Annotated in this window: 19 protein-coding genes and 1 pseudogene; 5 read left to right on the top strand and 15 right to left on the bottom strand. The window is 66.0% G+C overall.

What is annotated here, in order from left to right; genetic code table 11:
- Positions 1-42: 42 nt before the first annotated feature.
- The 3 genes from ABIC16_RS07065 to ABIC16_RS07055 all read right to left on the bottom strand — a co-directional run bounded on the left by ABIC16_RS07065 (position 43) and on the right by ABIC16_RS07055 (position 4,599).
- A complete protein-coding gene (locus tag ABIC16_RS07065) occupies positions 43-1,254 on the bottom strand; it encodes a M23 family metallopeptidase (RefSeq protein ID WP_354290555.1) in 1,212 nt (403 codons plus the stop codon).
- Positions 1,255-1,462: 208 nt separating this feature from the next.
- Entirely contained in the window at positions 1,463-1,933 is a 471-nt protein-coding gene (locus ABIC16_RS07060) for a peroxiredoxin (protein ID WP_354290554.1), read from the bottom strand.
- On the bottom strand, positions 1,930-4,599 hold the full coding sequence (locus tag ABIC16_RS07055; RefSeq protein WP_354290553.1) for a bifunctional [glutamine synthetase] adenylyltransferase/[glutamine synthetase]-adenylyl-L-tyrosine phosphorylase: 2,670 nt from the start codon (positions 4,597-4,599) through the stop codon (positions 1,930-1,932). Before ABIC16_RS07055 ends, ABIC16_RS07060 begins: the two co-directional genes overlap by 4 nt.
- 82 nt (positions 4,600-4,681) lie before the next feature.
- Here ABIC16_RS07055 and ABIC16_RS07050 point away from each other — a divergent pair, with 82 nt between their 5' ends.
- Positions 4,682-4,903 carry a hypothetical protein gene (locus ABIC16_RS07050; protein ID WP_354290552.1) on the top strand — a complete coding sequence of 74 codons (222 nt, stop codon included), beginning with the start codon at positions 4,682-4,684 and terminating at the stop codon, positions 4,901-4,903.
- On the opposite strand, the pseudogene ABIC16_RS07045 reads toward ABIC16_RS07050, so the two are convergent.
- Positions 4,884-5,529, bottom strand: a pseudogene (locus ABIC16_RS07045) (sigma-70 family RNA polymerase sigma factor). The gene ABIC16_RS07050 and the pseudogene ABIC16_RS07045 overlap by 20 nt on opposite strands.
- Before the next feature lie 340 nt (positions 5,530-5,869).
- The gene (locus ABIC16_RS07040) at positions 5,870-6,676 is read right to left on the bottom strand and encodes a response regulator (protein ID WP_277968702.1); all 807 of its coding nucleotides are present in this window, start codon (positions 6,674-6,676) and stop codon (positions 5,870-5,872) included.
- A gap of 172 nt (positions 6,677-6,848) precedes the next feature.
- On the opposite strand from ABIC16_RS07040, the gene ABIC16_RS07035 reads away from it, so the two are divergent.
- The 3 genes from ABIC16_RS07035 to ABIC16_RS07025 all read left to right on the top strand — a co-directional run bounded on the left by ABIC16_RS07035 (position 6,849) and on the right by ABIC16_RS07025 (position 9,149).
- A complete protein-coding gene (locus tag ABIC16_RS07035) occupies positions 6,849-7,118 on the top strand; it encodes a NepR family anti-sigma factor (protein WP_354290551.1) in 270 nt (89 codons plus the stop codon).
- Positions 7,119-7,125: 7 nt separating this feature from the next.
- The gene (locus ABIC16_RS07030; RefSeq protein ID WP_354290550.1) at positions 7,126-8,709 is read left to right on the top strand and encodes a sensor histidine kinase; all 1,584 of its coding nucleotides are present in this window, start codon (positions 7,126-7,128) and stop codon (positions 8,707-8,709) included.
- Positions 8,710-9,014: 305 nt separating this feature from the next.
- Complete coding sequence (locus ABIC16_RS07025) at positions 9,015-9,149, top strand: entericidin A/B family lipoprotein (RefSeq protein WP_277968699.1); 135 nt, start codon at positions 9,015-9,017, stop codon at positions 9,147-9,149.
- 88 nt (positions 9,150-9,237) lie between these two features.
- On the opposite strand, the gene tatC is transcribed toward ABIC16_RS07025, so the two are convergent.
- The 8 genes from tatC to argS all read right to left on the bottom strand — a co-directional run bounded on the left by tatC (position 9,238) and on the right by argS (position 15,764).
- Entirely contained in the window at positions 9,238-10,017 is a 780-nt protein-coding gene (gene tatC, locus ABIC16_RS07020; RefSeq protein ID WP_277968698.1) for a twin-arginine translocase subunit TatC, read from the bottom strand.
- Complete coding sequence (locus ABIC16_RS07015) at positions 10,014-10,487, bottom strand: twin-arginine translocase TatA/TatE family subunit (protein ID WP_354290549.1); 474 nt, start codon at positions 10,485-10,487, stop codon at positions 10,014-10,016. Before ABIC16_RS07015 ends, tatC begins: the two co-directional genes overlap by 4 nt.
- A gap of 18 nt (positions 10,488-10,505) precedes the next feature.
- The gene (locus tag ABIC16_RS07010; protein WP_010162721.1) at positions 10,506-10,742 is read right to left on the bottom strand and encodes a twin-arginine translocase TatA/TatE family subunit; all 237 of its coding nucleotides are present in this window, start codon (positions 10,740-10,742) and stop codon (positions 10,506-10,508) included.
- Between the two features lie 27 nt (positions 10,743-10,769).
- Positions 10,770-11,345, bottom strand: coding sequence for an SMC-Scp complex subunit ScpB (scpB, locus tag ABIC16_RS07005; RefSeq protein ID WP_354290548.1), 576 nt, complete (start codon positions 11,343-11,345; stop codon positions 10,770-10,772).
- Entirely contained in the window at positions 11,342-12,082 is a 741-nt protein-coding gene (locus ABIC16_RS07000; RefSeq protein ID WP_277968695.1) for a segregation and condensation protein A, read from the bottom strand. The genes scpB and ABIC16_RS07000 overlap by 4 nt, the downstream gene beginning before the upstream one ends.
- 224 nt (positions 12,083-12,306) lie before the next feature.
- Positions 12,307-13,314 (bottom strand): glycoside hydrolase family 3 N-terminal domain-containing protein, encoded by a 1,008-nt coding sequence (locus ABIC16_RS06995; protein ID WP_354290547.1) that lies wholly within the window; start codon positions 13,312-13,314, stop codon positions 12,307-12,309.
- Between the two features lie 48 nt (positions 13,315-13,362).
- A complete protein-coding gene (locus ABIC16_RS06990; protein ID WP_354290546.1) occupies positions 13,363-14,040 on the bottom strand; it encodes an SPOR domain-containing protein in 678 nt (225 codons plus the stop codon).
- On the bottom strand, positions 14,040-15,764 hold the full coding sequence (argS, locus tag ABIC16_RS06985; protein WP_354290545.1) for an arginine--tRNA ligase: 1,725 nt from the start codon (positions 15,762-15,764) through the stop codon (positions 14,040-14,042). The genes ABIC16_RS06990 and argS overlap by 1 nt, the downstream gene beginning before the upstream one ends.
- A gap of 169 nt (positions 15,765-15,933) precedes the next feature.
- Here argS and ABIC16_RS06980 point away from each other — a divergent pair, with 169 nt between their 5' ends.
- On the top strand, positions 15,934-17,844 hold the full coding sequence (locus ABIC16_RS06980; protein WP_354290544.1) for a CocE/NonD family hydrolase: 1,911 nt from the start codon (positions 15,934-15,936) through the stop codon (positions 17,842-17,844).
- A 199-nt stretch (positions 17,845-18,043) separates the two neighbouring features.
- Here ABIC16_RS06980 and ABIC16_RS06975 read toward each other — a convergent pair whose 3' ends face one another.
- The gene (locus tag ABIC16_RS06975) at positions 18,044-19,192 is read right to left on the bottom strand and encodes a DUF1501 domain-containing protein (protein WP_354290543.1); all 1,149 of its coding nucleotides are present in this window, start codon (positions 19,190-19,192) and stop codon (positions 18,044-18,046) included.
- A 5-nt stretch (positions 19,193-19,197) separates the two neighbouring features.
- Positions 19,198-20,703: a DUF1800 domain-containing protein gene (locus ABIC16_RS06970; RefSeq protein WP_354290542.1), complete on the bottom strand. Its 1,506-nt coding sequence runs from the start codon at positions 20,701-20,703 to the stop codon at positions 19,198-19,200.
- Positions 20,704-20,903: the final 200 nt, after the last annotated feature.

Here is a 20,903-nt window from a genome sequence, read left to right as displayed (position 1 = left end):
GCTTGCGACCTCAACGGCAACCGCTCCGCCATCAGCGCAGGCTCAGTCTGCCGCGTCTGCCGCTGCCGGGCCGCCAACCGAAACCGGGATGGCGTGGATCGACTTGTCCTGCGCCGCCACCAGGTAATCGGCAGTCTGCAGGAACGGCACCGGATTGACCGCATGACCGTCGATCCGCACTTCATAATGCAGATGCGGCCCGGTCGAGCGGCCGGTCGACCCCAGCAGCGCGATCAGCTGGCCACGGTGAACCCGCGTGCCTGCTTCGACGAGGATCTTCGACAGATGGCCGTAGCGCGTCTGGATACCCTTGCCATGATCGAGCTCGACGAGATTGCCGTAACCGCCCGCGCGCTCGGCGCGATCGACCACACCATCGGCGGTGGCATAGACCGGCGTGCCCATCGGGCCGGGGATGTCGACACCGGCATGCATCGCGGCGGTGCCGCGGAATGGATCGGACCGGATCCCGTAATTGCTGGTGTAGGCGAGATGCTCGACCGGCTGGGCCGACGGAATCGCGATCGTCCCCTGCTGGAGCGTATCGAGCTTCTTCCACGTCATGAACAGCGACCGGAACTGCGTGTCGGCGCGCAGATCCGCTTCGGCGGCCGAGCTACTCGCGGCCTCGAACGGACCACCCGTTGCCACGACCTGACGCTTGACCAGCCGCTCGGGCGCGATGCCCAGCGTGCGAAGATGCGCGACGGTGCGCGACAGCCGCTGGTTCGCCACGCGGCGGACGTCGCCGGCGGCGGCAAGTTGCTGCGCCTCGATCTTCTTGAGCGGGGCAACGACATCCGCGGCGATCGCATCCGCCTTCGCGTCGACGATCGGGGTGGGCTGCGACAACAGAGCGACGTCGGCCTTGCCACCGACGGCTGCGACCAGCAGCGCCTGCCGCTGATCGACGCGGACGGCGTGCGCTTCGGCAGCGGCACGGATCGTCGCGATGTCGCGCTGGAGCCGGGCGACGCTCAGGCGCATCTGCGCGACCTTGATTTCGGGAGCCTCGGGGGTGGCGACGATCCCGGTCATCGTCGCGGCGCCGACGGCGGCCTGCGCGACGCCATAGGCCGAGAAACAAATGCTGACACCGACGACCGACGCGGCCATCGCCTGGGCACGCACGCCGACGCGGAAGCGCTTCTGGCTGCGGCCATCATGGAGGATGAAATCGCGAGTCTTGAAATAGGCACCGACACGCGAGGCAAGGCGCGATGCGGCGGCGATCGAGAAGATGTGCGTTTTCATTGAACCCCGACGACCATGTGCGCTTGCCGGAGAGCCCGGCACTCGCGCTTATTCGACCTGTTCTAGCCCCCTAAAACTGGCTGATGCTGGTTTGACGGAACTTTCCTTAATGCGGCAAGTCGCGCAGCCGCTTCTCGCGCCCAACCGGCTGTCCGTTACGGCGAGCCGTTGAAACGTGCGCAAACCGCAGCGTTAACCAAACGAATCGTCAGGAAAGCGCGCGTGCGGCGGTGACGACCGCGTCGACATGACCCGGCACGCGAACCTTCCGCCAGACCCGAACGAGCGTCCCGCCCGCATCGAACAGGAAGGTCGATCGGTCGATGCCCATATAGGTTTTGCCGTACAGCTTTTTCTCGACCCAAACCCCGAACGCTTCCAGCGCCGCGTCCGTGTCGGCGGACGCCAGCGGGACGGTAAGGTCGTATTTCGCCGCGAACTTGCGGTGTTTCTCGGGTGTATCGCGCGAAACGCCGAGCAATTCGACGCCAAGCGCCTGCAATTCGGCGTAAACCGCGCTGAAATCCTGCGCTTCGCGGGTGCAGCCGGCGGTGTCGTCCTTGGGGTAGAAATACACCACCAACGGACGGCCGCGGTACGTTTGCAGATCGATCCGGCCGCCGTCAGGCCCCGCCAGATCGATCGCCGGGAGCGCTGCGCCTTCGACCAAATCCGTCATCCGTCACTTCCTTCGACCGTCGCCAACCACGCCGCGACGTTCTGCCGCGTCGTCTCGAGCGATGCAACGACATGGTCCCAATCGTCCATCCGCAGCGCCTGCGCGATCAGCGCCTGAGTCGCGGGTCCGGGATGCTCCGCCGTCGGCGCCACCAACCGCAAGGTGACGAGCAGCCGTGCCAGCACCGGATACGCCTGCGCTATCGTCTCGGGTGCGGCACCCGCCGAGATCAGCCCCGCGATCGCCAGCTTGAGATTGGGCTCGAGTCCGATCCGCTGGGTCAGTTGGACCATATGGACCGCGAACTCGAGATCGACGAGCCCCCCCGGCAGCAGCTTGGCATCGAGCGGACCGAGCGGCGGCTTGTGCCGCGCCATCTCGCGCCGCATCTCCCGCGCATCCGCCAGGATGTCGCGCTCCGGACGGTCGCCGCGCAAAACGCCGTGAATGATCGCCTTGACCGCCGCGCGCGCCGCGCTCGATCCGTACACCGGGCGCGCGCGCGTCAGCGCCATATGCTCCCAGGTCCACGCCTGTTCGCGCTGATATTGCGCAAAACCATCGAGCGATACGGTCAGCGGCCCCTGCGTCCCCGAGGGCCGCAATCGGGTGTCGATCTCGTACAATGGCCCCGAAGCGGTCGGCACCGACAAGGCCGCGGTCAGCCGCTGCGCAAGGCGGTTGTAATACAGCACCGCACCAAGCGGCTTTCGACCGTTCGACTCGGCAAGATAGTCCCCGGTAAACAGATAGATGAGATCCAGATCGGACGCATGGGTCAGCGCCCCACCGCCAAGCCGCCCAAGCGCCAGGATGACGAGCTCGCTCCCCGGGACCTCGCCGTGCGCCAGCATGAATTCGGCGATCGTCGCGTGCGCCAGAACGCCGATCGCGGCCTCCGCAACCCGCGCATAACCGGCGGAAACGTCGAGCGGATCCGATACGCCCGCGACGATCTGCGTTCCCAGCGCAAAGCGCTTCTCGCCGACCACGCGGCGGACGTGATCCAGCACCGCCTGATAATCCGGCCCGCCCTGCATTTCGCGCATCAGCGCCGCGACATCGCCAACCGGATCCAGCGCGCTCGAATCGATCAGCCCGTCGAACAGTTCGGGGCGTCCCGCCAGATCCTCCGCCAGCGTGACCGCATGGCTGAGGATCAGCCCAAGCAACCGCGCCAAGGCCGGACGCGCCTCGAGCAAGCGGAAGAAATTGACCGCGCTGGTCAACCGCCCCAACATCCGGTCGAGCCGAATGATCGCGCCATGCGGATCCGGAGACCGCCCCAGTGCCGTGATCAGCGCGGGCAACACCGCTTCCAGCGCGGCGCGCGCGGCGGGGCTGCGCAGCGCCGGATAGCTGCCGCTGCGCCATTGCTCGATCCGCTGCACCGCGGTCGTCGTGTCGCCGAACCCGGCTTCGGCAAGCTGCGCCGCCATCGCGGTACCATCGAACGACAAGGCTCCGTCGGTATCGGGATCGAGCCCATCATAGGCATGCGCGGTGGCGGCGACGTGGGGTTGCAGCACCGTCAGCAGCGCTGCCCCGTCCGCCATGCCGTGCAGCCGTGCCAACCCGTCCAATGCCGGACCGCTCGGCAATTGATGCGTCTGGCGATCTTCGATCATCTGGACGCGATGCTCGATCGTGCGGAACAGCGTGTAGGCGGCGCTCAACGCTTCCGCCTCGGCGGGGTCGACCCACCCCGCCGCCGCCAGCGCGGCAAGCGCATCCCGCGTCGCGGGAACGCGCAGCGCGGGGTCGCGCCCGCCGTGAATCAACTGATGGATCTGCGCAAAGAATTCGACTTCGCGAATCCCCCCCCGCCCGCGCTTGAGGTCGAACCCCGGCCCGAACGCCTGGCCCTGGCTGTAATGATCGCGAATCCGGCGCGAGATCCCGCGAATTTCTCCGATCGCGCCAAAATCGAGCGCGCGCCGCCAGATGAACGGCGCGATCGCCGAGAGGAAACGATCCCCGAGCACGCGATCCCCTGCGGCCGCGCGCGCCCGGATGAACGCCGCACGCTCCCACGGCAAGGCAAGCGACTCGTAATAGGAAATCGCCGCATCGACCGAAAGCGCGATCGGCGTCACCTCCGGAGACGGCCGAAGCCGCAAATCGACGCGCAGGACATAGCCGTCGCCGTCACGAGTCTGGAGCAGTTCGACCACACGCCGCGCGATCCGCACCGCTCCGGTTTCGGGCGCCTCGCCGCGCCGACATGGGAGGGTTTCCGGATCGAAGATCAGGATCGGATCGATGTCCGACGAATAGTTGAGCTCCCGACTGCCCTGTTTCCCCAGCGCGATCGCGGCAAACCCCATGGGCGCGGCATCGGGCGTCCGCTCGACGATCGCGGTCCTGATCGCAGTGTCGAGCGCATGATCCGCGAAATCCGAGAGCGCATGCGTCACCGTGGAGAGATCGTCGATCCCGGCAAGATCACCGATGGCTACGCGAAGGGCAAGCCGACGGCGCGCCAACCGCAGGCTGCGGGCAACGCTGTCGTCGGGGGCATCGGTGGTGAGGCCGTCCATCGGCGGCAGCGTTCCGGACGCAAACGCCTGCGCAAGTTCGGGCTCCCGGTCCAGTAACAGCGCCAGGAACGGAGACTCCCGCCGCGCACGGTCCGCGGCAAGAGCAACTGACGGATAAGATGTCATAAAAAGCGGCGATCCCGAAACGCTGTCCGAATTTGCCGTGCAACGTCGAGCAACGATACGCAGCTTCGGTCGTTATAGCGCCATGGCACAGCAATTGACCACGAACATGGAACGAGGTGCGGAAACCGCATTCCTGGTTGCCGCGCCAAGGCCTTGCGATGTCTTGGCAAAGGCTTTGTCGCGCGCTTACCCTTGCCGCGTGGAACCGACCGGCATGTTCACCAATCTTGTGATGGCGCTGGACACTATCGAGCCGGTGTCTTTCGGCGCATCCCAACAGGGGTTCAGCGACGATCCCGACTGAGATCGTCGACTTCTCCCATGATCGTGTCGAGCGCACTCATGCCAGGTTCGTTGCGGTGCGTGCGCCGCGACGGAAGGCTGTTGTCGCCCATCACGGCCTCTAGCGCGACACGGCCACGCGCGACACGGCTCTTGATCGTCCCAACGGCAACACCGCAAATCTCTGCCGCTTCCTCATAGGCAAAGCCGCCCCGCGCCGACCAGGATCAGCGCTTCGCGTTGCGGCTGCGGGAGATGCAACAACGCGCGCTGCATGTCACCGAGTTCGACGTGCTTGTCCTGGCTGGCCGGTGCAGCGAGGATCCGATCGGCAACGAGATCATCCCACTCGCCCTTGAAGCGGGCCCGCCGCATTTGCGAAAGATACAGGTTGCGCAGGATGATGAACGTCCATGCCCGCATGTTCGTGCCGGCCTGGAAGCGCTGACGCGCCGCCCACGCCTTCATCAGCGTCTCCTGGACCAGATCATCCGCAAGATCGCGGTTGCCCGATAGCGAACGCCCGAAGGCGCGCAGGTGCGGGATAACCTGCGCCAACTCCTTCTTGAACTCTGGATCCGAGAGCGCGACGTGCTCCACAACGGGAACGTCGTCCTGAATATCGTCCTGATCGATCGCGTCGGTCATGAAATCCTGTCTCGTGGCGTCATGCACCACACATGGGTATGGCCCTCCGCAAAGTCCATCACCGGACCTGCGGAACGCCATGGTAGCAACTAAACGTTAGCGATTGAAAACCAGCAGTATCACAGCGAATAAAATAATTACGAGCGCAAGCGATATGCCGAGGACGTAACGGGTAACATGCGGGGTAGAACCCGCTCGCGCGTTGTCCCGGTCGACGTGGATTTCTTCCCTGTCCGCCATGCAAGCCCCGTTTCGTTGTGAATCCGTATCGTATGGAACCCAACACCCGGACCCTGCGATGGGTTCCCACCGCTAGGCAGGAACCCATCGCGGCGGGGGTTCAGATCGCGGGAACCGTCGTCTGGTCGAAGAACAACGCCTGGGCGATCGCAGCCTTGACCGTGGACCGCTGGAACGGCTTGGTGATGAGGAAGGTCGGCTCGGGGCGTTCGCCCGTCAGCAGACGCTCCGGGAAGGCCGTGATAAAGATCACGGGCACTTCGAACTCGGCCAGGATGTCCTTGACTGCGTCGATCCCCGAACTGTCGTCGGCGAGCTGAATGTCCGCAAGGACCAGACCCGGACGATCCTCCATCGCGAGCGCGACCGCTTCGTCGCGCGTGACCGCGACACCGGTCACGTCATGCCCCAGATCACGCACGATGGTTTCGATATCCATCGCGATGATCGGCTCGTCCTCGATGATCAGGACGCGCGCACGGGTCTGCTTCTCGATCTCGGTCAGCGCTTCGGCGACGAGCGTGTCGACTTCCTCCGGCTCGACTTCGATGAGATACGCCGCGTCCTCGGGCGTGAAACCCTCCATCGCGGTCAGCAACAGCGCCTGACGCGACAGCGGCGTCATCCGGGCAAGCCGCGCACGCGCGATCGCTTCCTGCCCGTCACCATCGCTCGCGCTCATGTTCTCGGGCGTTTCGTCGTAGTTGGTCGACGTCCAGATCGCATGAAACATGCGGTACAGACCGAGCCGCGGATCGACGTCCCGCGGAAACTCCTCGGGTGCGGCGACGATTGCCTCCAAGGTAGCGCGAACATAACGGTCGCCATGCGTCTGGCTCCCCGTCAGGGCGCGGCCGTAGCGACGAAGGAAGGGAAGATGTGGGGCGAGCTGCTGTCCAAGCGACATGGCTGTCGGGGTCTCCGTGATGGGTCAGGTCGGGTGGTCTTGTGATAGCGCCCCCCGGCAGATGCAACGCGTTTTCCTTGCCCCGAACTTTCGGAGCGGAAATTCGCATCTAAGGTGGAACTATCGAACCGCTATTTGGTTTCATGTCCCAATCGGTCCCCTTGCATTCTTTATGCAGCGGGGCTTCGTGCCGGATTGTTACGGCAGCATTTTGACTCTATCCGGTCATCCGGATCTCAGGGGGACGGCTTTGCGTTCGGGCGACGAATCATCGAAAAAACCGGAAGCGGCCGTGGCGCGGAAGACCGGGGGCTCGACTCCGGGCGCACGGGTTCAAAGCAAGGATCGCGACATGGGCGCGGCGCTGCGCTCGGTGTACCAGCAGACCGTCGAGGAGAACATCCCGTCGGAAATGCTCGACCTCCTTGGCAAATTAGACTGAGCCTGCGGTGAGCGATACCGCGGGCGATGCCATCCCCGCGCGGACTGGCCGACAATTAGACCGCGTCCCGACGGGCGCGAAAGTCTTTCTCATCCTGAGCGCGGCGTTGTTACCGCTCGCAATCATCGCTTTCTTCGCGACGCTGCGCACGGCGGAGCTTGCTGATGAGGCGACCCGCGCGCAGATGCGGCTGACGACGACCGAAAGCGCGCGCAAACTCGCGATCGAACTGATCGGCGACATGACGGCACTGCGGGTTTCGCTGAACGCGCTGGAGGCCGACCCCGCGGACGCACCTAGCTGCGCGCGGGCACAGGGCGTGTTCGCCCCACAGCTTGCGGTCGGTACGCGGTTCGCCATCACCGATGCCCGCGGACAGATCATCTGTGGCGCCCCGCTCCCGATCAAGACTCAGTCCGCACCGCCAAGCATGGACGGTCCCGTCACAGCGCGTATCCACGAGGGCCAGGGGCTGACCCTGTCGACGACGAGCGCTTCGGGGCGAACACGGGCGACGGCGTACTTCCCGGCGGCCGTGCTCGAAGCCGTGGCCACGCCGACCGGATATGCGCAGGCCTATGAAGCGGAGCTGGTGCTCGATCGCCGGACGCTGACGCTCCAACGCCTCCCGCGTGAAAATCCGCTGGAGCGACGGACGGCGCTGTCGATGCCGATCGGGGTCGACGACATCGCGTTGGTCACCCGCACGCCGACGGCACCGATCACGTCCCCCGTTCTGATCGCGCTGATCCTGCCGATCGTGATGTGGGCGGCCGCTGCCGGAATCGGCTGGTTCGTGGTCGATCGCCTGTTGATTCGATCGCTTCGCCAGTTGCGCACCCGCGTCGCCTCGTTCGTCCCCGGGGAGGAAATCGATCCCGGGATGATGCGCGCCCTGCCCGCGCAGGAGATCCGCGAGCTGGGAGAAACGTTCCAGGCGATCAGCCGCACCGTCGCGGAACATGAGGCCGGACTTGCGGAGGGACTGGTCCGCCAGACCCGGCTGACGCGCGAAGTCCACCACCGCGTGAAGAACAACCTGCAGGTCATCTCAAGCCTCATCAACTTCCACGCCCGCGCCGCGCGCAGTCGCGAGGCCGCGCATGCCTATGCGTCGATCCAGCGCCGCGTCGACGCGCTCGCCGTCGTCCACCGCAACCACTTCGCGGAGATTGAGGAAAACCGCGGCCTCCAACTGCGATCGGTGATCGGCGAACTCGCCGCCAACATCCGCGCAACCGCGCCCGAGGGTGCGCAGCTCAGCATCGCGCTCGATATCGCGCCGTTCCTCGCCAATCAGGACATTTCTATCGCCATCGCGTTCCTGATTACCGAGATCGTCGAACTGGCGATTACGGTCGCGCCCACGACGCAGGTGCGGATCTCGATATCGCCCGATCCCTCTGAACAGCGCGCGCTCCTCCGGATCAACTCTCCCTCGCTGGCGGATGGCGATACGATGCGCACGCTGGTGACCGAACGCTATGGCCGCGTGATCGAGGGCCTGTCGCGCCAGTTGCGGTCCAAGCTGCACTACGATCCCCTGGTCGGCGCCTACGAAATCTCGGTCGCGATCACGGGTCGCGACTGATCGAACCGCGGGAAACGGAATTTTCCGGTTCGCGACATTTTCCCGGGAACCAGATCGCCAAATACCCGTTCTGATATTCGGATAGCGAATTTATGCCCCCCCGCTCTCGCTATCCACAACATGGGCCCGGTCGCACCTACCCCCTCCCCCCCCGGTGGTGCGTCCGGGCCCAATTCCCCCAAAATCATCATCACTGACCCGTCCCGACCGAATATGTTCGGCAGGTGGAACGAAGGTCTTTGTCGATCATTCCGCATGCAGGCATTTCGCTCAGGCGCGATGCTCGTCATTCGAAGGAGATTCCCATGCGTAAGGTTCTTAGTCTCGCCCTCATCGCCAGCGCCGTGCTGGTCAGCGCCTGCAACACCGTCGAAGGTGTCGGCAAGGACGTGAAGTCGGCAGGCAGCACGGTCGAGAAGACGGCTGACAAGTCGAAGTAAGACCGGAAACGCTGGAACGGAAAAGGCCGCCCCTGCACTGCAGAGGCGGCCTTTTTCATGCCTGCCGTACGGGGTTTGGCGCTAGGCCTCAGCTCTCGACCAGATCGGTCCCTGCGGCCTTGGTCCGACCGCGTTCGGAAAACCAGATCGCAATCAGCGCCAGTTCGTACAACAGCACCAACGGCACCGCGAGCATGATCATCGACCCCGCATCTGGCGGCGCGAGCACGAGCGCCAGCGCGAAGCATCCGACGATCGCATACCGCCGCGCACCGATCAGCTGCTTGCGCGTGACCAGTCCGGCCCGCTCAACGATCATCAGCACCACCGGCATCAGGAACGCGATCCCGAACCCGAACAGGAATTGCATGATGAAGTCGAGGTAACTCGCGACCGACGTCAGCGCCTCCTGCTCGACCCCGCCAAGATTGCCCTGGAAGCTCAGCAGGAAGTGCAACGCGGCGGGAACGGCAAGGAAATACGCCATCGACGCGCCCATCGCGAACAGCACCGGCGTCGCGATCAGGAACGGGAGCAACGCCTTCTTTTCCTTGCGGTACAATCCCGGCGCGACGAAACCCCACAATTGGTTCGCAATCACCGGGAACGAGATCATTACCGCCGCAAACAGCGCGATTTTCAGCTGAACGAAGAACCCGTCGAACACCCCGATCGTAACGATCCGCGTCTGCCCCGCCTTGAGCAGCGGCTGCACCAGGATCGTGAAGATGTCGCGCGAGAACACATATGTCACGATCACCGCGACGAACACGGTGGCGAGGCAATAGAACAGCCGTCGCCGAAGCTCGATCAGATGATCCAGCAGCGGCGCGCGGCTCGCTTCGAGGTCGTCGGTTGGCGCGTTCATGATTGCACCGTCCGGGGCGACGTCTCGTCGCCGTGCTTCGCCACCGCTGCGGGTTCCTCGGCAGGATGCGGGTTCACCGGGACCGGTGGCTCACCGGTCGGCGCTTCGGGCTGTACCGGTCCGGCAACCTCGTGCGCTGGCTGCACCACCGGCTGCGCCACCATATGCGGCTCCGCCTCGCCATCCCCCCCGTTCGGGACCGAATCGGCGGACGGCAGCATCTGGACCGGGGTCGGCGGATGCTCGCGCATGATGCGCTCATTCTCCGCCGCCCACTTCTTTTCCATCTCGTGCAGCTCCGCCTCGCGGACCATCGAATCGAAGCCCGACCGGAACTGCGTCGCAATCCCGCGCACCCGCCCTACCCAATAGCCTGCGGATCGCATCGCCTTGGGCAGGTCCTTGGGCGGGATGACCAGCAAGGCCACGACCCCGAGAATGATCACCTCGGACGAGGAGACGTCGAACATGCGACTACCGGCCCGAGATCAGGCTTCGCGGTCGCGCACGCGGTTGCCGTCACGGTCGAAAACGGGGTCAGCCGCCGCCTTCGCTTCGATCCGGCTCGGCTCGCGACCGGGCTCGTCCTCTTCGGCCATGCCCTTCTTGAACTGTTTGATGCCCTTGGCGACGTCGCCCATCATGCTGGAAAAGCGACCGCCGCCCAGCACGAGGATGGCGATAACGCCGAAAATGAGCCAATGCACAAGGCTGAAACCACCCATGGTCAATCTCCTAGGAATTCATTCTATCTAGTCTTCATCGTACGGCTTTGCCACCTCCATAGTTTCAAACGCGAGATCGACCGGATCAAGCAGCCCGGCGGCGCGCAGATCTTCCAGCCCCGGAAGATCGCGCCGACTGGCCAGACCGAAGTGCGCGAGAAACGCTGGCGTGGTGGCATAAAGGAGCGGACGCCCCGGAACTTCGCGCCGACCCGCGGGGCGAATCCACCCGGCTTCCATCAGCACGTCGATCGTCCCCTTCGAAATCTGCACGCCCCGGATCGCCTCGATCTCGGCGCGCGTCGCCGGCTCGTGATACGCGATGATCGCGAGCGTCTCGATTCCGGCGCGGCTCAATTTGCGCGGTTCCTCATGCGTCCTCCGGAGCAGGTGCGCCATGTCGGCGGCGGTCTGGAAATGCCAGCGCTCGCCACGCCGCACCAGCTCGATCCCGCGCCCCGCATAATCCGCCTGCAACGCCGCGAGCGCCGCGCGCACCTCGATCCCGCCGAGATGCACCCGGATCGCATCGGCGGTCATCGGTTCGGTCGCCGCGAACAGCACCGCCTCGACCGCGCGAATCGTGGCGTCGGGCGGGGTCATGCCGCCGCCACGCTGATTGCGCGGATGTACAAGGGTGCGAACGGCGACTGCTGCCGCAACTCCACTTTCCCCTGCTTGGCGAGTTCGAGCGCGGCGAGAAACGAGGAGGCGAGCGCCGACTTGCGGAACAGGCCGCTGGCGTCCGCGGGCAGGAAGCTCTCGATCAGCCGCCAGTCGATCTCCACGCCGACCAGCCGCGACACGCGCGCCAGCGCCGCCTCCAGCGTCATTACCGGGCGGTGCGCGACGATGTGCATCGCGGGTCGCGTCCGCGCGGTGATGACGCCGTACGCCGCGATCAGATCATAGATCTCCGCCTGCCACAGCGCCTTGCGCATCGTGCGAAGCCCCTCGGGCGCACCCCGCGTAAAGACGTCCCGCCCGACCCGGTCACGCGCCACCAGTCGCGCGCCTGCCTCGCGCATCGCGTTCAGCCGCTCGAGCCGCAATTGCAGCCGTAGTGCAAGCTCCTCCGGCGAAGGCTCGACCTCGGGATCGCGCGGCAGCAGCAGCGCGGACTTCAGATACGCGAGCCACGCCGCCATCACGAGATAATCCGCCGCGAGTTCGAGCGCCGCCTGCGCTTCCTCGATGAAGCGCAGATACTGGTCAACCAGCGCAAGGATCGAGATCTGCTTGAGATCGACCTTCTGGCTCCGCGCGAGCGCGAGCAGCAGGTCCATCGGACCTTCCCACCCGTCGATATCGAGCGTCAGCGTTTCGGGCGTATCGGTCATGCGTGGCGGCACGCTACCAAATTCACAGGGGCGTGGGGAGCGGCTTATCCTCCGAAGCGCCTTCTAGGAGGTGAGACCCGCAAGTGGGAAACGCCCCCATCCCTCCGTCTTCCTGCGAAGGCAGGAACCCAGGGGAACGCAGAGCCACAGCGGTAATGCCCGGAACGCCTGGACTCCTGCTTTCGCAGGAGAGCAGTTTAGCCCGCCCTCGAACCGACTCAGCGTTACACCAGCGCGAGCAACGCATCCCGCTTGGCGATCAGCGCAGCCATGTCGCCCTCGGCTTCCACCCCGGCGACCGTCGCCATCGCACGATCCATCCGTGCGCGCGACACGTCGGACATCTCGCCCAGCCGCCCCGCGATGTCGACCATCTCGTCCATCCGCGCCCAGCAATCGAGCACCAGATCACACCCCGCCGCGATCGCCCCGGCGGCCTTGTCCCCGGCGGTGCCGCTCAGCGCCTTCATGTCGATGTCGTCGGTCATCAGCAGCCCCTCGAACCCGATCCGGCGACGAATGATCTCCTCGATGATCACGGGGGACAGCGTCGCCGGCCGCTCGCGGTCCCACGCCTCGAACACGATGTGCGACGTCATCCCCATCGGCGCGCCCTTGAGCGCGACGAACGGCTGCAGATCGATCGCCAGCTCGGCGTCGGATGCGGTGACGGTCGGCAAATGGTAATGCGTATCCACCTTGGCGCGGCCATGACCCGGCATGTGCTTGACCACGCCGACCACGCCAGCCGCGCGTAACCCGTCGAGGATCGCCCGCCCCATCGCCGCGACGCGGAGCGGTTCGGACCCGAGCGCGCGCGTGGTGATCGCCTCGGTCGTGTCGGCCTGCGCCACGTCGAGCAACGGCAGGCAATCGACCGTGATTCCTACCTCGGCCAGCATCAGGCCGATCGCCTGTGCATTCGCCTTGGCGGCTTCGATCGCGGAGATGGGCGCGATCTCGTACAGCGCATCGAACGCCGGCCCCGCCGGGAATTCGGGCCATTCGGGCGCGCGCATCCGCGCGACGCGGCCACCCTCCTGGTCGATCAGGATCGGCAGGTCCGCGCGCCCGGAAAGATCGCGCAAGCTGTCGGTCAGCGCACGCACCTGCGCGCGATCGACGATGTTGCGCTTGAACAGAATGTACCCCGCCGGGTCGACCGCGGCGAAGAAGGTGCGTTCGTCGGGGGTGAGGACGGGGCCGGACAGGCCGAAGATGACGGGCTTCATGCTGCCGTCCTATCGTCCGCCGACCGCCGCGTCACCCCGCGCGGGGCATCAACTGCGCGGAACGAAGCACGCCTGACCTTCAGCGGCCAGTTTCGTGCAGAGGCTTTTCGCCTGCCCCGTGCTCCCCGCGTTGACTCGAAGGCGATACACGGTGCGACCGTTGACCTGCGCCATCTGGACCGATTTCCCCAGCGGCGCGAGATAGCTGTGCCGCTTGGCGATCCGCTTCCAGATATCGTTGGCGTCGGCCTCGGTATCGAACGACCCGAGCTGGATCAGCGCGCCGCCGGATATCGCCCCGTCCGCCGACGGAATCGCGGAGATCGCCTTGCGCGCGCCCGAATCGATCCGCGGCGGGGCGACCTTCTTGCCCTCGATCGGAACCTCGGGCGCGGCGGTCATGTCGATCGACGCATTGCCCATGGTGTCGCCGTTGCTCGTCGCGATCGCGGTATCGCCCTCGCCCTGCACGACCATGCCGCCGGGCTCGGGCGGGCGGATCTTGTACGCCCCCTCGGGCGCCGCGATCAGCGCCCCGTTGCCGCTGATCCCGCGATGCGTATCCCAATAGCGATAGCCGAGGATCGCAACCGCGACCACGAGCAGCAGGCCGACGACCATCATGACGATCCGGACGACCGGAACGTCGGCAGTCCGCTCCGGCTCGACCGTTTCCAGCCAGGGAAGCCGATCGCTGTCGCGCATGTCCCGGTCGCCGAACGCCATCAATTCATCTCCTGCACCGCCTGGACGCCCATGATCCCCAGACCGTTGCGAATGATCTGCCCGATCCCCTCCGCCAGGAAAAGCCGCGCGCACGTCACGCCGGGGTTGTCCGCCAGCAGGAAGCGCCGGTCAGGCCGATCGTTGCCGACATTCCATAACGCGTGGAGCGACGCTGCCAAGTCATAGAGGTAGAACGCAATCCGGTGCGGCTCGCGCGCCGCCGCAGCGGTGTCGACGATCCGCGGGAACTGCGCCGCGAACTTCACCAGCGCCAGGTCCTCGGTGTCGAGCAGCGACAGGTCGACGGTATCGCATGCAATCCCCGCCTCGGTCGCACGGCGGTGGAGCGAGGCGATCCGCGCATGCGCGTAATTGACGTAGAACACCGGATTGTCCTTCGACGCCTCGACCACCTTGGCGAAGTCGAAGTCCATCTGCGCATCGGCCTTGCGCGTCAGCATTGTGAAGCGGACGACGTCCTTGCCGACTTCGTTCACGACATCCGCCAGCGTCACGAAATTGCCCGCGCGCTTGGACATTTTGATCGGCTCGCCGTTGCGCATCAGCCGCACCATCTGGACGAGCTTGACGTCGAACCGCGTCTTGCCGCCGGTCAGCGCCTGCACCGCGGCGACGATCCGCTTGACCGTCCCGGCATGGTCGGCACCCCAGATGTCGATCAGCGCGTCGGCGGTCTGTGCCTTCTGGTAATGGTAGGCGAGATCCGCGCCGAAATAGGTCCACTGCCCGTTCGACTTCTTGATCGGGCGATCCTGGTCGTCGCCGAACTGGGTCGAGCGGAACAGCGGCAGCACGACCGGCTCCCAGTCCTCGAGTTCCTGCCCCTTGGGCGCTTCGAGCACACCGTCGTAGATGAGGCCGCGCGCGCGCAGATCATGCTCGGCCGCCTCGGGCTTGCCCGCCGCCTGAAGCTCGGCTTCCGACGAGAACAGGTCGTGATGGATGCCGAGCTGCGCGAGATCCGCCTTGATCAGCACGAGCATCGCCGCGACCGCACGGGTACGGAACAGCACGAGCCATTCGCCCTCGGGCTTGCCGACATACGTATCGCCGAATTCGGTCGCAAGCATCTGCCCGACCGGAACGAGATAGTCGCCTGGATACAGACCCTCGGGGATCTCGACGCTCTCGCCGAGTGCCTCGCGGTAGCGCAGGTGGACCGAGCGCGCGAGCACATCGACCTGCCCGCCCGCGTCGTTGACATAATATTCGCGGATCACCTTATGCCCGGCGAACTCGAGCAAGGCGGCGAGCGCATCGCCGACGACCGCGCCGCGGCAATGCCCCATGTGCATCGGACCCGTCGGGTTGGCCGAGACATATTCGATGTTGACCGTCGTCCCCGCACCCCGGTTCGACCGGCCATAGTCGCCACCCGCATCGTGGATCGCGGACAGCTCGGTCCGCCACGTGTCGTCGGTCAACGTCATGTTGATGAACCCCGGCCCGGCGACCGACACGCTCGAAACCTCGTCCAGCGTTTCCAGATGCGCGGCGATCTTCTCCGCCAGCGCGCGCGGGTTGGTCTTGGCGGGCTTGGCCAGCACCATCGCGGCATTGGTCGCGAGATCGCCATGCGTGATGTCGCGCGGCGGCTCGACCGTGACGTTCGCGCGCGACAGGTCTGCGGGAAGGTCCCCGGCAGCGACGAGCGTATCGAGCGCCGCATCGATGTGCGCGGCGAAACGGGTGTACAGGGTCATGTTCGGTCCGGTCTTGTCAGCGAGCGCGGCGCATAGCCGAGATGCGGCTGCGGGGCAAAACCTCCGTAGCACACCGAGAAAATGTGTAACATTGTACCATCAATGGTTGCGTCCGCCACGACACCTTGCGTACCACCCGCGGCATACACTTTGTGTCGAAAGGTTGCCCATGCATTCCAAGTCGTTCCTGCTCGCCGCCACCGCGGCGCTGATCGCGCTCACCCCAGCCCTGGCGCAGGACAAGGCGGCGGGATCGAGTGGGGGCGACATCCCGAAGAGCTTCACTCCGCCCGAGGCGGCGCGCGACTATGTCAAGCGCGAGGCGATGATCCCGATGCGCGACGGGACCAAGCTCTACACCGTGATCGTCTACGCCAAGGGCCTGACCAACGCGCCGATCGTGCTGACGCGCACGCCGTACAACGCGAAGGGCCGCACCAACCGGATGGATTCCTCGAGCGAGCTGTCGACGCTCCCACTCGCCGACGAGATGTTCGTTAAGGGTGGTTACATCCGCGTCTATCAGGACATTCGCGGCAAATACGGCTCGGAAGGCGACTATGTCGTCACGCGCCCAGTGATCGGCCCGCTCAACCAGACCAAGGTCGATCACACCACCGATGCGTACGACACGATCGACTGGCTGGTGAACAAGGCGAACCTGCCGCAGTCGAACGGCCGCGTCGGGATGATCGGCTCGTCCTATGAGGGCTTTACCGTCGCGATGGCGCTGCTCCACCCGCATCCCGCGCTCAAGGTCGCTGCGCCGCAGAGCCCGATGGTCGACGGCTGGATGGGCGACGACTGGTTCCATTACGGCGCGTTCCGCCTCCCCAACATCGGCTGGCTCGCCTCGCAGACCGGCTACAAGGGCGCGGGCCAATCGCCGCCCTCGGGCGGCTATGACGATTACGACAATTTCCGCACCATCTCGGCGGGCGATTGGGCGAAGAAGTCAGGCTACGACCAGCTCCCCTACTGGAACCGCATGGTGCAGCACCCTGCGTATGACGGCTTCTGGTCGGGCCAGGCGCTCGACACGCTGCTCGCCGCGAGCCCGTCCAACGTGCCCACGCTGTGGGAACAGGGACTGTGGGATCACGAGGACATGTGGGGCGGGATCCACGCCTATGAAGCGCTGGTCAAGGCCGGCCACCAGGCGAACAACTATCTGGTGATGGGCCCGTGGCGCCACAGCCAGATCAACCGCGAAGGCCGCTCGCTGGGGCCGCTGCAGTGGAACGGCGACACGTCGCAGCAATATCGCGAGGGCATGGTCCTGCCGTTCTTCAACCAGTATCTGAAGGACGGTCCCGCGGTCACGCTTCCCGCGGCGGCGATCTACAACACCGGCGCGAACCATTGGGATACGTTCCCCAAATGGCCGCTGGCGTGCGACAAGGGCTGCGCCACGCCGCTCACCCCGCTGTATCTCCAGGCCGACAAGGGCCTCGGCTTCCAGCGCGCGGCGAATGGCGGGGACAGCTATGTCTCCGATCCCGCAAACCCGGTCCCGTACCTGCCGCGTCCTATCAATTTCGACGATGGGCGCTGGGGCGAATGGCTGGTGTCCGACCAGCGCTCGGTCGATGGCCGCACCGACGTGATGAGCTATTCGACCCCGGTGCTCACCAAGACGGTCAAGGTCTCGGGCGTGCCGTGGGCGGACATCTTCGCCAAGACGACCGGGACCGATGGCGACGTCGTGGTCAAGCTGATCGACGTCTATCCGGACGAGGTCGCAAGCAACCCCAAGATGGGCGGCTATCAACTGGCGATCAGCCTCGACATCTTCCGCGGGCGGTACCGCGACAGCTTCGCCAAGCCGACCGCGATCCCGGCGAACAAGACGCAGGAATATCGCTTCCGCCTGCCAGCGGTGAACCATGAATTCCTGCCCGGCCACAAGATCATGGTGCAGGTCCAGTCGTCGCTGTTCCCGGTCTACGATCGCAACCCGCAGACCTTCGTCCCCAACATCTTCCTGGCGAAGCCGCAGGATTACAAGAAGGCGACCGTGACGATCCAGCACGGCAGCGTCGGCGCAAGCGCGGTGTTGCTGCCGGTGGTGGCGCAGTAAGCAGACGCAGTCCCGTGGCCCCGGCGGAAGCCGGGGTCATCCTACCGCGCGGAACGGAACTAAGCGCTCGCTGCCCCAGCCACCGGCGTCACCCTGAACTTGTTTCAGGGTCCACCGTGCGACAACGGCTGGCTGCCCAAGCGGCGAGGTGGATGCTGAAACAAGTTCAGCATGACGGCACAGGAGCGGGTGGCAGGCGCTACACCAGCCCCGCCACCGCCGCCGTCCCCTTCGACGATGGAAACAGCGCCGCCATCGCCTTCGCCGGCTCCACCCCGAAATGCCCCGCGACCGCGCCGCCGATGAACGCATCGAGCTGCAGCGTCGGCCGCAAATCCCGCCCCTCGAACAACGCAGTCGCAGCCAGCCCCGGCCAGTCCGCCAGCACCCGCCCACCTCGCACCGCGCCGCCGAGCAGCATCGCCGAACTCGCGGTGCCATGATCGGTCCCGCCGGTCCCGTTGACCGCGACCGTCCGCCCGAATTCAGTCGCGACCAGCACCATCGTATCGGCCCACAATGGCCCAAGCCCGGATTGAAGCGCGCCGATCATTGCATCCAACCCCTTCAGCTGCGTGCTCAGCCGCCCGCGTTGCCCCGTGTGCGTATCCCACCCCCCGGTTTCGATCATCGCGATCCGCGCGCCGTTCGCGGGCGCCATCAGCCGCGCCGCGAGCGCACCGGTCGCGGCGGCATTGGCCCCGCCCCCCGCCGCCAGGTCGCCCGTCAGCGCACGCGTGCCCATCGCCTCGCTCCACAGCGCATGGAGCTGACTGTCGCCCGCATACAGCATCGAGACACGTTGCAGCAGATCGTCCGACGCTTGCGGCAGGTTCGACGGCGCGTAGGAGGACACGTCGCGCGGCCCGCGCAGCGCCAGCGGAACGGTCGCCGACACCGCGATCGCCTTGGCCTCGGTCGGCGGCAGCACGCCGAGCAGCCGGTTCATCCAGCCGTCCTTGAGCTGATACGCCCCGGTCCCGCCGCTCTCGAGCACGTTCTGCCCGTCGAAATGCGACCGATCGCGATACGGCGACGCGACCGCATGCGCGAACAGCGCCTGCTTGGCACCGTACAGCGCCTGCACCCGCGCCATCGCCGGATGCAGTGCGAACAGCGCATCCAGCTTGGGCGCGCTCGCAAAGTCGAGCGCCAGATCGCCGCGCGCACCGGCAAACGCCGGGTCCCCGACCGGCGCGACGATCCCGAGACCGTCCGCCGCCCCGCGCTGGATGATGAACACGAAGCGTTTGTCGGTCTCGGCCTTGGCAAACGCCAGGCGCGGGCTGAGGGCCGCGAAGACGGCACCGGCAACCCCGGCCCCAAGAAACGCACGACGATCGTACATGGCGATTACCTCCGCAGGAATTCGGGTGCGACGAGCAGCAGCGCGAGCGCCTGCGCCGGGCTCTCGCAATTGGCGAGCGCGGTCTGGGTCGCTGGGCTGACCGACCCCGGCAGCACCTTGGGCGCGAGCGCACGTGCATCGATCGTGGCGGCGCGCGACGCGAACCGCTCCGCCGCCTCGACTCGCCGCAGCACCGCGTCGGGCCCGGCCCAGCTCGCTGCGATGTCGTCATAGCCGATCGGCTGACCTGGCTTCCACGTCGGTTGCCCGAGCTGGTTGAGCAGCCCGACCATCGCCTGCCCGTCCGCCGTCTTCAGGTTGAGCGCGCGCATCGACGACAGCGTCCACTCCCACGGCGTCTTGAACTTGAGCGGCCGCTCGACCCACACCTCGGGCGAGGCGATCAGCACGCGGTACACGGTCGGCAAGTCCCCGCCCGAGTCGAGGAACGCCTTCTGCAACCGCGCGACTAGCGCGGGGGGCGGCGTGTCCCCGGCGAAATGCCGCGCGAGCTTGGTCATCACGTGCGTCGCGGTGGCGGGCGCGATCGACACGTCCTGCAACACCGCGCGCGCCTGCTCGACGCCACCTGCCGGATAGCGCTTCCCCATGATCGTCCGGTCGCCGGGTTCGTGCAGCGCGGCCGCAAACACGAAATCGCCCGGCATTCCGTCGGTCCCCGCGGCGCGCGCGCCCGGCCCCTGCCCGATCCCGGCGACCGTCCAACCGGTCATCGCGCGCGCGAACTCGGTGACGTCGGCCTGGGTATAGCCGGTCCGCACCCCGAGCGTGTGGAGCTCGAGGATTTCGCGCGCGAGATTCTCGTTGAGCCCGACCTTGCGGTTCCCGCGCGCGGCGATGCGCTGGCCGAGCGGCGAGCCCGGACCGACCGACACCGCCTGGTCGAGATACAGCAACATCGCCGGATGCTGTTCCACCGCCAGCAGCATGTCGCGAAAGGTGCCCAGCACATGCGGACGGATTGCCTCGAACTCGAGCGTCCCGGCAAGACCGATCACGGTCAGCTTGTCCGCCGAGACCGCGAAGTGGTTCGCCCAGAAATACACCAGCCGCTCGACGAACGGGGTGTCGGTGACCAGCGCGTTGGTCGCGCGCGCGGCAATCGCGCCGGCATAGTCCGCACGGTTGGTGCGCTGGGCGAACTGGCGCGCCTGCTTCATCGAGTCGTCGCGCGCGGGCTTTTCGGGCTTGGCCGGCGCGATCCCGGGCGTTCCCGGCGGCTGCAGCGGAACCGACATCCCAGCCATCGGTGCCGCCGCTGGCGTTGGCGCGCGACGGGCGAGCTCCATCCGCATCGCCCGCTGCTGCCGGAAATAGTCCGCCAACCCCGCGGCAACGGTGGCGCTGGTCGGCGCATTGGCGATGGAGTCGGGCCGTGGATCGAACGCAGTCAACTGTTGAATCAACCAGTTAACCGGGTCGGGCGGTGGCGGCTGATCGCCCCGCGCGCCAAGTCCGAAGCGGTTGAGTGCAATAGCGGCCTTGATCACGCAAGTTGTCCCGAAACCCGAACCATGCAGGCGCTCTGGACCACCTTTGTCGCAAGACTATGCCGGGATACGAGATCGCGTTCGCTTTGTGCAACTGCTTCCGCGCGATTTGCGCTTGGGGAGAATGCTGCGCTGCAATATGATGATTTTGTCATTAACCCACGGAGGGGATGCTGATCTGGCCTTCATTCGAAAGGAAC

This window comes from Sphingomonas sp. PvP055, assembly GCF_040546365.1.
GTDB classification, from domain to species: domain Bacteria; phylum Pseudomonadota; class Alphaproteobacteria; order Sphingomonadales; family Sphingomonadaceae; genus Sphingomonas; species Sphingomonas echinoides_A.
Note: the sequence above shows the minus strand (reverse complement) of the source record. Positions and strands in the feature narration are given on the sequence as shown.

What these genes read in the sequence shown, in the direction of transcription:
- ABIC16_RS07065 (WP_354290555.1), bottom strand. Translation starts at nt 1,254, where the DNA reads ATGAAAACGCACATCTTCTCGATCGCCGCCGCATCGCGCCTTGCCTCG.
- ABIC16_RS07060 (WP_354290554.1), bottom strand. Translation starts at nt 1,933, where the DNA reads ATGACGGATTTGGTCGAAGGCGCAGCGCTCCCGGCGATCGATCTGGCG.
- ABIC16_RS07055 (WP_354290553.1), bottom strand. Translation starts at nt 4,599, where the DNA reads ATGACATCTTATCCGTCAGTTGCTCTTGCCGCGGACCGTGCGCGGCGG.
- ABIC16_RS07050 (WP_354290552.1), top strand. Translation starts at nt 4,682, where the DNA reads ATGGCACAGCAATTGACCACGAACATGGAACGAGGTGCGGAAACCGCA.
- ABIC16_RS07040 (WP_277968702.1), bottom strand. Translation starts at nt 6,676, where the DNA reads ATGTCGCTTGGACAGCAGCTCGCCCCACATCTTCCCTTCCTTCGTCGC.
- ABIC16_RS07035 (WP_354290551.1), top strand. Translation starts at nt 6,849, where the DNA reads ATGCAGCGGGGCTTCGTGCCGGATTGTTACGGCAGCATTTTGACTCTA.
- ABIC16_RS07025 (WP_277968699.1), top strand. Translation starts at nt 9,015, where the DNA reads ATGCGTAAGGTTCTTAGTCTCGCCCTCATCGCCAGCGCCGTGCTGGTC.
- tatC (WP_277968698.1), bottom strand. Translation starts at nt 10,017, where the DNA reads ATGAACGCGCCAACCGACGACCTCGAAGCGAGCCGCGCGCCGCTGCTG.
- ABIC16_RS07015 (WP_354290549.1), bottom strand. Translation starts at nt 10,487, where the DNA reads ATGTTCGACGTCTCCTCGTCCGAGGTGATCATTCTCGGGGTCGTGGCC.
- ABIC16_RS07010 (WP_010162721.1), bottom strand. Translation starts at nt 10,742, where the DNA reads ATGGGTGGTTTCAGCCTTGTGCATTGGCTCATTTTCGGCGTTATCGCC.
- scpB (WP_354290548.1), bottom strand. Translation starts at nt 11,345, where the DNA reads ATGACCCCGCCCGACGCCACGATTCGCGCGGTCGAGGCGGTGCTGTTC.
- ABIC16_RS07000 (WP_277968695.1), bottom strand. Translation starts at nt 12,082, where the DNA reads ATGACCGATACGCCCGAAACGCTGACGCTCGATATCGACGGGTGGGAA.
- ABIC16_RS06995 (WP_354290547.1), bottom strand. Translation starts at nt 13,314, where the DNA reads ATGAAGCCCGTCATCTTCGGCCTGTCCGGCCCCGTCCTCACCCCCGAC.
- ABIC16_RS06990 (WP_354290546.1), bottom strand. Translation starts at nt 14,040, where the DNA reads ATGGCGTTCGGCGACCGGGACATGCGCGACAGCGATCGGCTTCCCTGG.
- argS (WP_354290545.1), bottom strand. Translation starts at nt 15,764, where the DNA reads ATGACCCTGTACACCCGTTTCGCCGCGCACATCGATGCGGCGCTCGAT.
- ABIC16_RS06980 (WP_354290544.1), top strand. Translation starts at nt 15,934, where the DNA reads ATGCATTCCAAGTCGTTCCTGCTCGCCGCCACCGCGGCGCTGATCGCG.
- ABIC16_RS06975 (WP_354290543.1), bottom strand. Translation starts at nt 19,192, where the DNA reads ATGTACGATCGTCGTGCGTTTCTTGGGGCCGGGGTTGCCGGTGCCGTC.